Source organism: Mycolicibacterium rutilum (genome assembly GCF_900108565.1).
GTDB lineage: Bacteria > Actinomycetota > Actinomycetes > Mycobacteriales > Mycobacteriaceae > Mycobacterium > Mycobacterium rutilum.
In genome coordinates this window covers 1,386,924-1,399,462 of the sequence record NZ_LT629971.1, presented here as the reverse complement: position 1 = coordinate 1,399,462, position 12,539 = coordinate 1,386,924, and the positions used below count along the sequence as shown (strand labels likewise).

General features: G+C 69.4%; 11 protein-coding genes. 4 read left to right on the top strand and 7 right to left on the bottom strand.

Going from position 1 to position 12,539, the window contains the following annotated elements:
• Window positions 1–2: 2 nt before the first annotated feature.
• Window positions 3–1,280 carry an MFS transporter gene (locus BLW81_RS06705; RefSeq protein WP_083406507.1) on the bottom strand — a complete coding sequence of 426 codons (1,278 nt, stop codon included), beginning with the start codon at window positions 1,278–1,280 and terminating at the stop codon, window positions 3–5.
• 105 nt (window positions 1,281–1,385) lie between these two features.
• On the opposite strand from BLW81_RS06705, the gene BLW81_RS06700 reads away from it, so the two are divergent.
• A complete protein-coding gene (locus BLW81_RS06700; protein ID WP_173839702.1) occupies window positions 1,386–2,000 on the top strand; it encodes a YqgE/AlgH family protein in 615 nt (204 codons plus the stop codon).
• Window positions 2,001–2,003: 3 nt separating this feature from the next.
• Here the strand turns inward: BLW81_RS06700 and BLW81_RS06695 are convergent, their stop codons facing one another.
• Both BLW81_RS06695 and BLW81_RS06690 read right to left on the bottom strand, forming a co-directional pair.
• Window positions 2,004–2,354: a hypothetical protein gene (locus BLW81_RS06695; RefSeq protein ID WP_083406506.1), complete on the bottom strand. Its 351-nt coding sequence runs from the start codon at window positions 2,352–2,354 to the stop codon at window positions 2,004–2,006.
• Between the two features lie 77 nt (window positions 2,355–2,431).
• A complete protein-coding gene (locus tag BLW81_RS06690) occupies window positions 2,432–3,406 on the bottom strand; it encodes an LpqN/LpqT family lipoprotein (protein WP_083406505.1) in 975 nt (324 codons plus the stop codon).
• A gap of 177 nt (window positions 3,407–3,583) precedes the next feature.
• Here BLW81_RS06690 and leuS point away from each other — a divergent pair, with 177 nt between their 5' ends.
• Window positions 3,584–6,427, top strand: a complete 2,844-nt coding sequence (gene leuS, locus BLW81_RS06685) for a leucine--tRNA ligase (RefSeq protein ID WP_083406504.1) — start codon at window positions 3,584–3,586, stop codon at window positions 6,425–6,427.
• A gap of 92 nt (window positions 6,428–6,519) precedes the next feature.
• The gene (locus BLW81_RS06680; protein ID WP_083406503.1) at window positions 6,520–7,377 is read left to right on the top strand and encodes a type IV toxin-antitoxin system AbiEi family antitoxin domain-containing protein; all 858 of its coding nucleotides are present in this window, start codon (window positions 6,520–6,522) and stop codon (window positions 7,375–7,377) included.
• Window positions 7,378–7,427: 50 nt separating this feature from the next.
• Here BLW81_RS06680 and BLW81_RS06675 read toward each other — a convergent pair whose 3' ends face one another.
• Entirely contained in the window at window positions 7,428–8,096 is a 669-nt protein-coding gene (locus tag BLW81_RS06675; protein WP_083406502.1) for an SDR family oxidoreductase, read from the bottom strand.
• A gap of 67 nt (window positions 8,097–8,163) precedes the next feature.
• Between BLW81_RS06675 and ggh the strand changes: the two genes are divergently transcribed.
• Window positions 8,164–9,504 (top strand): glucosylglycerate hydrolase, encoded by a 1,341-nt coding sequence (ggh, locus tag BLW81_RS06670; RefSeq protein WP_083410364.1) that lies wholly within the window; start codon window positions 8,164–8,166, stop codon window positions 9,502–9,504.
• A gap of 4 nt (window positions 9,505–9,508) precedes the next feature.
• Here ggh and BLW81_RS06665 read toward each other — a convergent pair whose 3' ends face one another.
• From BLW81_RS06665 to BLW81_RS06655, 3 genes are read right to left on the bottom strand one after another with little or no spacing between them, the layout of a single operon-like run.
• On the bottom strand, window positions 9,509–9,955 hold the full coding sequence (locus BLW81_RS06665) for a MarR family winged helix-turn-helix transcriptional regulator (RefSeq protein ID WP_083406501.1): 447 nt from the start codon (window positions 9,953–9,955) through the stop codon (window positions 9,509–9,511).
• Window positions 9,956–10,012: 57 nt separating this feature from the next.
• Window positions 10,013–10,747 carry an amino acid ABC transporter ATP-binding protein gene (locus BLW81_RS06660; RefSeq protein ID WP_083406500.1) on the bottom strand — a complete coding sequence of 245 codons (735 nt, stop codon included), beginning with the start codon at window positions 10,745–10,747 and terminating at the stop codon, window positions 10,013–10,015.
• Complete coding sequence (locus BLW81_RS06655) at window positions 10,747–12,537, bottom strand: ABC transporter substrate-binding protein/permease (RefSeq protein WP_083406499.1); 1,791 nt, start codon at window positions 12,535–12,537, stop codon at window positions 10,747–10,749. Before BLW81_RS06655 ends, BLW81_RS06660 begins: the two co-directional genes overlap by 1 nt.
• Window positions 12,538–12,539: the final 2 nt, after the last annotated feature.

Sequence of the window (12,539 nt, the reverse complement as noted above, 5' to 3'; positions counted from 1 at the left end):
CCTTAACCCCGACGGTTGCGTGCCAGGCCCGCGTGCGCGCCGAGCCCGACGACGTAGATCCCGACGCCGGCTGCCGCGAGCCAGGGTTCGCGGCCGTCGAGCGGGATCACGGCGGCCGCCACGGACAACGCGAGGATGAACGACATCCAGAACAACGCGTCCTGCACGGTGAAGACGTGGCCGCGCAGTGCGTCGTCGACATCGATCTGCATCGCCGAGTCGGCGCACAACTTGACCACCTGGCCCGCCGCGCCGAGCAGGAAGCCGCACACCACCATCAGGGGCACGTGCAGGCTCGTCCCGGCCAGCTGCACCACCGCGGCGAACCCCAGCGCGCCGTTGGCCGCGCCGTAGCGCCCGAAGCGACGGATCAGCGTCGGTGTCGCCATGGTGGCCAGAAAGCCGCCGACCCCGCCCGCGCTGAGGAACAGCACCGAGGTACCCAGGCCCGCGACGACGTGTGCTTCGGTGTGCCGCACGATCACCAGCACCAGCAGCGAGTTGATGCCGAACGCCATCCGGTGTGCGGCCAGCCCCGCCAGCGTCGCCGCGACGGTCGGCACCGCCGCGACGGTGCGGATGCCGTGCACCCATCCGGTGGCGACGGCGTAGAGGGCCGACCCGTGGATCGAGCGCTTGCTCTCGTGCGGACCGAGCACATCGGGCGGAAAGCGCACCGACAGCAGCAGCGCCAGCGCGACCGGCAGGGTGACCAGGAAGATGATCGTCGACGCGCCGGTGTCGTCGTCGCCGAACAGCGTGCGCGGCAGCAGCATGAACAGCGCGCCGAAGAACGCGGCCGCCGCCCCGGTCGCCGTCGCCACGGCGTTCATCGCCACCACCCGTTCGCGGGGCACCACGTCGGGCAGCGCCGCCGACAGACCCGAGGAGACGAACCGGGTGAACCCGTTGACGATCAACGCGCCCAACAGGATCGGGATGTCGGTGGCGCCGGCGGCCAGCAGGGCGGCGACTGCGATGACGAGCAGCAGCCGCGCGAGGTTGGCGCCGATGAGCACCAGCCGCCGGTCCCAGCGGTCCAGCAGCGCGCCGGCGAACGGCCCCAGCAGCGAATAGGGCAGATACAGCACGGCGAACGCGCCCGCGATCGCCCACGGCTCGGCCTCGCGCTCGGGGTTGAACAGGATCGCGCCCGCCAGGCCGGCGGCGAACAAGCCGTCGCCGAACTGACTGACCGCGCGCAATTCGAGCAGCCGGCGGAACTCCTGCATACCGCGCACCGACCGCCAGAGTTCGAGAAGCGCACGGGGGTCAGCCACCGGAGGGATCACGTTCCTAAGCACGTCGGATCGGGACCGGACCCACAGTACAAATATCGCGGCGGGGCGCGCTTGTCCGCCACTACGGCCGTGGCTGGTGCCATGATGGACAACGTGGCGCAGTCAGAGGATCCGGAGGACTTCGTCGCTCCTGCCGCGCCTCGGGTGCGGGCAGGCACCCTGCTCCTCGCGAACACCGACCTGCTGGAGCCGACGTTTCGCCGCAGCGTGATCTACGTCGTCGAGCACAACGACGGCGGCACCCTCGGGGTGGTACTCAACCGGCCGAGCGAGACCGCGGTCTACAACGTGCTGCCGCAGTGGGCGAAGCTGTCGGCCAAACCGAAGACGATGTTCATCGGCGGGCCGGTCAAACGAGACGCCGCGCTGTGTCTGGCGTCGCTGCGCGTCGGCGTCGACGCCACCGGGGTGCCCGGCCTGCGCCACGTGCAGGGCCGGATGGTGATGGTCGATCTCGACGCCGACCCCGACGCCATCGCGCCGGTGGTCGAAGGGGTGCGGATCTACGCGGGCTACTCCGGGTGGACGATCGGCCAGCTCGAGGGCGAGATCGAACGCGACGACTGGATCGTGTTGTCCGCGTTGCCGTCCGACGTCCTGGTCGAGCCGCGGGTCGACCTGTGGTCGCGGGTGCTGCGGCGTCAGCCGTTGCCGCTGTCGCTGCTCGCGACCCACCCGATCGACGTCAGCAGGAACTGAACCTCAGCTGCACGACAGCGTGCAGGTCGCGCACGCGCCCCCGCCGCAGGCGCCCGCCGGTGCCGCGGCTTCCCGGGTCGCGACGGACTTGGCGCTCTGCCAGCATCCGGCGCCGACGGTGCCGAGCGCGCCGAGCACGCAGATCACCAACAAGACCAACCCGGTGCCGGAGTCGACGGCGAGCGCGACGGCGCCGCCGGCCGCGAGCATCGCGGCGGCCGCCAACTGGGTGGGCGCCACCGAGCGCAGCACCTCGCGCACGGCGTCGCCCGCCGGCGGGCGGGTCAGCATCCACGCCCCGATCGCCCCGGTCACGACGGCGGCGCAGAGACACAACACCGCGGCAATGAACATGGGATCAGCTTACGAGGCGCCGCACCGCGGGCAGGTGGGGCGTCCCCCGGGCGCCAGGCTTCGCCCGGGGGACATGTCTACCCTCCTAGCCCCACCGGCTGCGGTGCGGCTTGGGCCGCCGCGGGGGTGGCGACGCCCAGTGCGGACACGTTCGGTACGGCCGGGGCGGGTGCACCCGGGGCGGGCGCGGGCGCCGGTGCGCCCGGCGCGGGAGCCGGGCCCGGAACGCTGACCCGGAAGCCGTTGACGATCGCGTCGGTGGCGTCGGCGGCGGCGACTACCTGATCGACGCTGGTGGTCACCGACAGCGACACCAGGTACTTGTCGGGGCCCGCGGTGGCGATGACGTGGCGGCGCGAGGTGTTCAGCGTCATCGCGTTCTCGCGGTAGGTGCCTTCGATCAGCGACGACGGCATGCCGCCGTGGTCGGCGAACGACGCGGCGGTCGAGCGCCACGCGGGCAGCTTCTGGCTGTCGATGAAGCCGTGGCTGATGGCTTCCTTCGGGTCGAAGTCGCCGACCAGCTTGTAGACCACGATCTGGGCGTTCGACGTGTAGAGCCCGTTGCCGCCCACCCGGTCGGCGATCACGGCGAACGCGTCCGGGACGTTGGGGTCCGGCACGTGGGCCCAGCCGCGCGGCATCGGCAGCACGATGTTGAGCGCCGTGAAGTCGCGACTGGCCTGCGGCTCCATCGCGACGCCCTTCTCGGCGAAGAACTCGCTGAGGGTGCCGGACGCGGCGGGCTGGATGGCGGGGACCGGAGCCGCAGCCGGCACAGGCGCGGCGACCAGACCGGGGGTGGTGGCGGGGGCCGTTCCGGCGGCGGCGACGGGCGCCACGCCGGTGGCCGAACTCACACCGGGCTGGGTGACGGGCATCGCATTGGGGGCGACGGTCACGGTCTGGGTGACGGTCGCGGGAGCGGGCAGCGGGGGTTGCGGGACGAGCGGCTGCGCCGATGCGGTGGTGCCCGCGACACCGAGGACGCCGGCGGTGGCGGCGGCCACACCTGCGGCCAGAATCCGCCAGCGAGGGGCGATCTCGATCATCTGCGTCGGTCCTTCCGAACAGCACGGGTCAGGGTCAGGCGCTGACTGTATCCACGGCCGAGCAATAGCCACCAGGGCCGGAATCGACCTGCAACCGTGTCCTGACTTCCCTGCAACGGAACCGAGACCAACCCGTGGCCGAGCAAGCGCCGATCGGCGTGCTTATACCCTGTTCACGTGACCGAAGCGCCGACCACCGAGACCCCGCAACACCGCTACACCGCGGAACTGGCCGGGCGGATCGAGCGTGACTGGCAGCAGTGGTGGGACGAGCACGGGACATTCCACGTGCCGAACCCTGTCGGCTCGCTCGCGCCGCCCGACGGCGCCGCGGTGCCCGCGGACAAGATGTTCGTCCAGGACATGTTCCCGTACCCGTCGGGTGAGGGACTGCACGTCGGGCATCCGCTGGGCTACATCGCCACCGACGTCTACGCCAGGTACTTCCGGATGACCGGGCGCAATGTGCTGCACGCGTTGGGTTTCGACGCGTTCGGCCTGCCCGCCGAGCAGTACGCGATCCAGACCGGAACGCACCCCCGCATCCGCACCGAGGCCAACATCGTCAACTTCCGGCGTCAGCTGGGCCGGCTCGGGTTCGGGCACGATTCGCGCCGCAGCTTCTCCACCACCGACGTCGACTTCTACAAGTGGACGCAGTGGATCTTCCTGCAGATCTACAACGCGTGGTTCGACCCCGGCCTGAACAGGGCGCGGCCCATCGGGGAGTTGATTGCCGAGTTCGATTCCGGGGCAAGGGCTCTGGAGGACGGCCGGGACTGGTCGGCGCTGTCGGCGGCCGAGCGGGCCGACGTCATCGACGGGTTCCGGCTGGTGTATCGCGCCGACTCGCTGGTGAACTGGTGCCCCGGACTGGGCACGGTGCTGGCCAACGAGGAGGTCACCTCCGACGGGCGCAGCGAGCGCGGCAACTTCCCGGTGTTCCGTAAGCGGCTGCGGCAGTGGATGATGCGCATCACCGCGTACTCGGATCGGCTGCTCGACGACCTGGAGCTGCTGGACTGGCCGGAGAAGGTCAAGACCATGCAGCGCAACTGGATCGGCCGCTCGACCGGCGCGTCGGTCTTGTTCGGTACGGACGCCGGTGACATCGAGGTGTTCACCACGCGCCCGGACACGCTGTTCGGCGCGACGTACATGGTGCTGGCGCCCGAGCACGAGTTGGTGGACCGGCTGGTCGCCGACCAGTGGCCCGACGGCGTCGATTCGCGGTGGACGAACGGGGCGGCGACGCCCGCCGAGGCGGTGGCCGGCTACCGCGCGTCGATCGTGGCGAAGTCGGACCTGGAGCGCCAGGAGAGCAAGACCAAGACCGGGGTGTTCACTGGTGCGTACGCGACGAACCCGGCCAACAAGCAGCGGGTGCCGGTGTTCATCGCCGACTACGTGCTGCTGGGTTACGGCACCGGTGCCATCATGGCGGTGCCGGGGCACGACCAGCGCGACTGGGACTTCGCGACCGCGTTCGGGCTGCCGATCGCGGAAGTCGTTGCGGGAGGCGATGTCTCGGAAGCCGCGTACACCGGCGACGGCGAGATCGTGAACTCCGACTACCTGAACGGCCTGAGCATCGCGTCGGCCAAAGAGGCGATCACCAACCGGCTGAACGCCGAGGGCCGCGGCCGGCCGCGCGTGGAGTACAAGTTGCGCGACTGGCTGTTCGCGCGGCAGCGCTACTGGGGTGAACCGTTCCCGATCGTCTACGACGAGGACGGCCGCGCGCATCCGCTGCCGGAATCGGCGTTGCCGGTGGAACTGCCTGATGTGCCCGACTACTCGCCGGTGCTGTTCGATCCCGACGACGCCGACAGTGAGCCCTCGCCGCCGCTGAACAAGGCGACGTCGTGGGTTCATGTCGAGCTGGATCTCGGCGACGGGCTCAAGCCCTACACCCGCGACACCAACGTCATGCCGCAGTGGGCGGGTAGCTCGTGGTACGAGCTGCGTTACACCGACCCGTACAATTCGGACGCGTTGTGCGCCAAGGAGAACGAGGCCTACTGGATGGGGCCGCGGCCCGCCGAGCACGGCGCCGACGACCCGGGCGGCGTCGACCTGTACGTCGGCGGCGTCGAGCACGCGGTGCTGCACCTGCTGTATTCGAGGTTCTGGCACAAGGTGCTCTACGACCTGGGCCACGTCAGCTCCCGCGAGCCGTACCGCCGACTGGTGAACCAGGGCTACATCCAGGCGTTCGCGTACACCGACGCGCGCGGGGCATATGTGCCAGCGGCGGAAGTCGTTGAGCGCGAAGGGAAGTTCTACTGGACCAGCCCCGACGGCGAGATCGAGGTGTTCCAGGAGTTCGGCAAGATCGGCAAGAGCCTGAAGAACTCGGTGTCGCCCGACGAGATCTGCGACAGCTACGGCGCCGACACGCTGCGGGTCTACGAGATGTCGATGGGTCCGCTGGAGGCGTCGCGGCCGTGGGCGACCAAGGACGTCGTCGGCGCGCACCGGTTCCTGCAGCGGGTGTGGCGGCTGGTCGTCGACGAGGAGACCGGTGCCAACCGGGTCGCCGAACACGAGGCGATCGACGATGCGACGCTGAAGTTGTTGCACCGCACCATCGCCGGTGTGTCCGACGATTACACGAACCTGCGCAACAACACCGCCGCGGCCAAGCTGATCGAGTACACCAACCACCTGACGAAGCAGGGGGTCACGGCGCGCGCGGCGCTCGAGCCGTTGGTGCTGATGGTCGCGCCGCTGGCGCCGCACCTGGCCGAGGAGCTGTGGCGGCGGCTGGGACACGAGACGTCGCTGGCGCACGGCCCGTTCCCGGTGGCCGACCCGCAGTACCTCGTCGAGGACACCGTCGAGTACCCGGTGCAGGTCAACGGCAAGGTGCGTGGGCGGATCACCGTCGCTGCGGACGCCGACGCCGACACGTTGGAGACCGCGGCGCTGGCCGACGAGAAGGTGCAGGCGTTCCTGGGCGGGGCCACGCCGAAGAAGGTGATCGTGGTCGCCGGCCGCCTGGTCAACATCGTCTTGTGATTTCGGTGTAGTTAGTTGCGCTGACCGCCACTAACGACACCCAAATCGCCAGCAGTGGAACCGGTCGGGACGTCCGGTGCGTCCAAATCGACGTGCTCAGCGAAATTCTGCGGCTCCACGACGGCGTGTTGACGCTAGACCAAGCCCGCGCCGCCGGGTTGACCAAAGACGCCGTAACCCGACGGGTGCGGTCAGGTCAATGGCGTCGATGTGCGCGTGGGGTGTACTTCGTCGACGACCGACCGTTCACGGACGCCGCCCGTATCCGGGTCGCGGTGTGGAGCCTCGGACCGCACGCCGTCGCCAGTGGGCTGGCGGCCGGATGGTGGCACGGCATAACGCAATTCGCACCGCAGACGGTCGAGGTGACGATGCCGCGCAACGCCAGTGGCCGGGCCCAGAAGGGTGTGCGGCTTCGGCGACGCGACCTGGCACCGCAGGACATCGTCGAGCAGGGCGGCCTGCGGGTCACCGCACTGCCCCTGACGGTGATCGAAGCGGCGACGCGGATCCGCGACGGCGCCAAAATCATGGATCGTGCTCTTCAACGCGATGTCGAACTGCCTGAGCTGTGGCGTGCCCATATGCGCAACAAGGGCCGATACGGGTCACCGGCGGCGCGCGTCCTCCTGCAGGCGGCGTCCGACGGAGCGCGCTCTCCGGCGGAGCGGATTCTCATCAGGCTGCTGCGAGAGGCGGGCATCGTCGGCTGGGAGGCGAACTACCCCGTCGGCGGCTACAAGGTCGACGTGGCGTTTCCGCGGGCGAAGGTCGCGATCGAGGTCGACGGTCTCGGTTTCCACTCAGGCTCGGACGAGTTCCACCAGGACCGTGTGCGTCAGAACAACATCATTTTGCTGCGCTGGCAGGTGCTCCGCTTCACTTGGCTCGACCTCACCGCATACCCCGATCGGGTGATCGCGATCATCCGAGCAGCGATTCGGGTGTAGGTAGATGCGTCCAGCGCCACTAACTACACCGAAATCGCCCACCGAGGGGGCTAGGAGCGCGGGCGGACGATCACCTCGTGCACGTGCGCATCCGGCGGCGAGTGCACCGCGTCGGCAATGACGCGCGCCACACTCTCGACGCTCAAGAACCGCGACGGGTCGTACGTGCCGCCCTCGTAGGCGACCAACCCCTCCTGCATCTCGGTCGCGATCCGCCCCGGATGCACCGACGTCACCCGCAGCGACGGTTCGTCGGCGCGCAGCGAGTCCGCGAACGACCGCAGAGCGAACTTGCTCGCCGAGTACGACGCCAGTCCCGGCGACGCGTTGATGCCCGCGCCGGAGTTCACGAACAGCACGTGGCCGCGCGCCGCCCGCAGCGCAGGGAGCAGCGCGAGCGTAAGCCCCACGGCGCCAATGACATTGACTTCCATGGTGGCCCGCCACTCATCAACGGTCGACTCGGCGACCCGCGCCGGATAAGCCGCGCCGGCGTTGTGGATCAGCACATCCAGCGAGACGATCGGCTCTACTGCCGCCTCGATCCCGGGCACGTCCGTCAGGTCGATCGGCCATGTGGTGGCCCCGAACCGCGCCGCGACCTCGTCGAGCGCCGCCGACGGCCGGCCCGCCAGAAACAACGTGTGGGTGTCGGCGAGGGCCGTCGCAATCGCGGTGCCCAGCCCTCGCGAAGCGCCCGTGATCATCGCGGTCGGCATGGGCTCGACCGTACACACCCCCTCAACCGACCTGCGCGCGGAAGCCGGGGGACGCATCATGGAACGGATGCCACCCGACCACAGCTTCGCCCCGACGCAACTCGCTGCCCGCGCCGCCTATCTGCTGCGCGGCAACGACCTGGGCACCATGACCACGGCCGCGCCGCTGCTCTACCCCCACATGTGGAGCTGGGACGCGGCGTTCGTGGCGATCGGGCTGGCCCCGCTGAGCGTCGAACGCGCGGTCGTGGAACTCGACACCCTGCTGTCGGCGCAGTGGACCAACGGCATGATCCCGCACATCGTGTTCGCCAACGGCGTCGACGGCTATTTCCCGGGGCCGGCGCGCTGGGCCACCTCCGCGCTGGCCGCCCACGCTCCCCGCAACCGGCACACCTCCGGGATCACCCAGCCGCCGGTGCACGCAATCGCCGTGCAACGCATCCTCGACCACGCCCGCACCCGCGGCCGCTCCACCCGCGCCGTCGCCGAGGCTTTCCTCGACCGCCGCTGGGACGACCTGGTCAACTGGCACCGCTGGCTGGCCGAAGCCCGCGACCCCAACCAACACGGCCGCGTCACGCTGTACCACGGCTGGGAGTCCGGGATGGACAACTCGCCGCGCTGGGACGGCGCCTACGCCAACGTGATTCCCGGCAACGTGCCCGAGTATCAACGCGAGGACAACACGATCGTCACCGACGCCACACAGCGGCCGTCCGACCTCGAGTACGACCGCTACCTGTGGCTGCTCGAGGAGATGAAGTCGGCCCGCTACGACGACGATCTACTGCCGAAAGTGATGAGCTTCGCGGTCGAAGACGTCTTCGTCTCGGCGATCCTCGCGGTGGCCTGCGATGTGCTCGCCGAGATCGGCGAGGACTACCGGCGCCCCAACGCCGACGTCCGCGACCTGTATTCCTGGGCCGAGCGGTTCCGCGCCGGCGTCATCGACGCTACGGACGAAAGAACCGGCGCAGCAAGGGATTACGACGTCCGCTCCGGCCAGTGGATCGCCACGGAGACAGTCGCGCAGTTCGCCCCGCTGCTGTGCGGTGGGCTGCCGCACGACCGGGAGCGCACACTGGTGAAGCTGCTCGAGGGACCGCGGTTCTGCACGCACCCGGACCTCAAGTACGCCTGCATCCCGTCGACATCGCCGGTGTCGCGCGACTTCCGGCCCCGCGAGTACTGGCGCGGACCCGTGTGGCCGGTGATGACGTGGCTGTTCTCCTGGTGCTTCGCCCGGCGCGGCTGGGCCGAACGGGCACGGCTGCTACGCCAGGAAGGGCTGCGCCAAGCCAGCGACGGCACCTTCGCGGAGTACTACGAACCGTTCACCGGTGAGCCGCTGGGCAGCATGCAGCAGTCGTGGACCGCCGCGGCGGTACTGGACTGGCTCGGATAGCCGGTTACTCGGCCAGCCGCTCCAACGGGGCCAACGCCTTGGTCAGCGTCTCCAGGTCCTCCTGGCTGAGCTTGGCCAGCAGCGCCGCCAGGTAGTTGCGGCGCACCTCCAGCGCCTCCTGGTGCTGGGCGCGCCCCTCCGGCGTGATGTCGACGAGCACCGCCCGCAGGTCGGACGGGTCGCGGGAACGTTTCACCAGGCCGAGCTTCTCCAGTCGGCGGATCGCCACCGTCGTCGTCGGGGTGCGCACCCGCTCGTGGGCGGCCAGGTCAGTCATCCGCATCGGGCCCTGCTCCAGCAGGGTGAGCAGGATCGACAGCTGCGCCAGCGTGAGGTCCCCGGCATCGGTGCGGTGGGTATCGCTGCGCCGCAGCACGGAGAACACCCGAGAGAGCACACGCTGCAGCTCCCCGGACAGTTCCGCCACCTGCGACTCGACGACTTCCGCCATAACTTCGGCAGTCTAACCTGTCAGTCGCTGTCACGATGCGTGACGAACGCGTAAATCTCAGAGAACTTGGGATAGGAACCGTTGCAGCCGGTCGGTCTCGGCGGCGTCGAAGATTTGCTCGGGCGGGCCCGCCTCGACCACCTTGCCGTGGTCCATGAACACCACCGCGTTCGACGTCGACCGCGCGAAGCCCATCTCGTGGGTCACCACCACCATCGTCATCCCGTCGGCGCCCAGGTCGGCGATCAACGCGAGGATGCCCTTGACCAGTTCCGGGTCGAGCGCCGAGGTGGCTTCGTCGAAGAACATCACCTGCGGTTCCATCGCCAGCGCCCGCGCGATCGCCACCCGCTGCTGCTGACCACCCGACAGCGTCGTCGGGCGCACCTCGGCCTTGTGGCGCAGCCCGACGCGGTCGAGCTGCGCGAGCCCGAGGTCACGCGCCTGCTCGGCGCTGAGCCGCTTGAGCTTGCGCGGGGCCATCGTCACGTTGTCGAGCACGCTGCGGTGCGGGAACAGGTTGAAGTTCTGGAACACCATGCCGATGCGCTGGCGCAGCTGGTCCGGGTTGTCGGCCAGCACCGACCGGCCGTCGAGCAGGATGTCGCCGCTGTCGGGTTCGTACAACCGGTTCAGCGTGCGCAGCAGCGTCGACTTGCCCGACCCGGACGGGCCGATCACCGCGGTGGTGCTGCCCGCCGGGACGTCGATGTCCACTCCGCGCAGCACCGGGTTCGGGCCGAACGACAGGTGAATGTCGGTGGCGCTCAACGAAACCGGATCGAAGGCCATCAGATCATCTCCTGCGACGTGGACAGTTCGAGCGGGTCTTCCTCGGTGGGTTTGCGGCCGCGGCGCAGTCGGTTGTCGATGAAGTTGACCAGGTGTGTCAGCGGCACGGTCAGCATCAGGTAGAACAGGCCGGCGGCCACCAGCGGCGAGAGGCTGCCGGTCTGCGCGTTGAGGTCGCGGCCGACCTGGAACAGCTCACGCTGATTGGCCACCAGCCCCAGGAAGTACACCAGCGACGACGCCTTGAGCAGCGAGATGAACTGGTTCATCAGCGCGGGCAGAACCCGTCGCACACCCTGGGGCACCACCACCAGCCGCATCGCCGTCGGATAGGAAAAGCCCAGGGCGCGTGAGGCTTCCAGCTGACCGGACTCCACGCTCTGGATGCCCGAGCGGAAGATCTCCCCGACGTAGGCCGCTGCCATCAAGCCGAGCGCGGCGATGCCCAGCGGGAACGGGTTGTTGCCGGTCAGCCCTCCGACGACCGGCCCGACCCCCAGCCCGATCAACAGGATGATCACCACCTCGGGCAGGCCGCGGAAGATGTCGGTGTAGACCCGCGCCGGCCACCGCAGCCAGCGCTGCCGCGAGATGCCGGCCACCGCCAACACCATGCCCAGCACCAGCCCGATCACCGCCGCCGACACGGTCAGGATCAGCGTGTTCGGCAGACCGGTCTTGAGGAGGTCGGGAATGGCCTGCCTGTACAGATCCCAGTCGAGGAACGCGTCTTTCAGTTGCGACAGCGTCGACTTCGGCGCTGCCCCGCCGACCGGCGCCCCCTGCGTCTCGGCGTTCTCGGCGGCAACCGCGTTGAAGTCCGGCAGCTGCGGCATCGGCGCGGCCTTGGAGCCGGGTTTCCAGCCGGGCGGCAGCGCCCGCGGTACCCAGTCGGTGTACAGCCGCGCCCAGGTGCCGTCGGCGATCACCGCGTCCAGGCCCGAGTTCAGCGCGTCGATGAGCGGCTGGTTGTCCTTGGCGACCGCCCAGGCCACGAAATTGTCCAGGCTGAACGTGTTTTCGATGATCTCGACGGGATCGCCCGGCTGCACGGTGCCCGACGCCTGCTGCGACGGCGCCACCCACGCATCGATCTGACGGCTCTTGAGGTTGTTGTAGACGGTGTTGTAGTCGGGGAAGATGACCGGTTGCAGCCGCAGCGTGTCGACGAGGTAGGACTCCTGCACGGTGCCCTGCACGACGCCGATGCGCTGGCCGGCCGGGAGCTTGTCGAAGCCGGTGATCGGTGATCCGGTCGGCACGACGAGCGAGAAGTACCCGAAGTCATAGCCGTTGGTGAAACCGACGGTGCGGCGCCGCGGTTCGGTGGTGGTGATCGACGACGACCCGACGTCGAAGCGCCGCGACGCCACCTGAGCGAGCAGGCCGGAGAACTCGGTGCCGACGAACTCGATCTGCAGGCCGAGCTTGTCGGCGACCGCGCGCAGCAGCTCGTTGTCGAAGCCGGTGAACTGGCCGGCGGAGTTGATGCAGATGCTCGGCGGGGCGTCCGACAGCGTGCCGACGGTCAGCGTGCCGGGCGTGCCGAGGTTCAGCGCGTTGATGTCGACCGCGTCGAGGGGTTCGACGTTCGGTGTGGTGTAGCGGTCCTCGCCGGGTCCCTGGGCCGCGGAAGCCAGGTTGGTCGGCAGCGCGCTGGCGCTTTCGATGCCCGGCGGGGCGCACTGGTCCTGGTTGGCGTGCGCCGGACCGGCCAGGGCGAGGCCGGCCACCAGGAGCGCCGTCAACACCACGACGAGCGAGCTGTTCAGCCGCGCGAACGGAGTCATGT